This is a genomic window from Streptomyces sp. NRRL F-5630, assembly GCF_000719475.1.
In the GTDB taxonomy this organism is placed as follows: domain Bacteria; phylum Actinomycetota; class Actinomycetes; order Streptomycetales; family Streptomycetaceae; genus Streptomyces.
This window is the reverse complement of sequence record NZ_JOGO01000223.1, coordinates 1-235: the sequence shown is the minus strand read 5'-3', so window position 1 is coordinate 235 and position 235 is coordinate 1. Positions and strand designations below refer to the sequence as shown.

The 235-nt window shown below is 77.4% G+C and carries 1 protein-coding gene; it reads left to right on the top strand.

The window, feature by feature from the left end; genetic code table 11:
• Positions 1-16: 16 nt before the first annotated feature.
• On the top strand, positions 17-235 hold a 219-nt coding region (locus IF99_RS31510), incomplete at its 3' end, for a toxin glutamine deamidase domain-containing protein (RefSeq protein ID WP_037828415.1).

The following is a 235-nucleotide window of genomic DNA, read 5'->3' as shown; positions in this document are numbered from 1 at the left end:
GCTGTACCCCAAGGGTGTGCGTCCGGCGGCCACGGTCGACGATGCGGTGATCGACGAGCGGTCTGCCGCGTCGTCGCTGGTGATGGGTCCTGGTTGGCGCGGGGTGCGCTCGTGGGCCGCGGTGGCGGGCGCTGTCGCGGCGGCGGGTCCGGGCGCGGCGGCGTTCGTCCTGGCGCGGCGCCAGGGTGAGGCGCCCGGTCACGCGTGGGCGGCGTACCACCTCGGCGGGACCGAC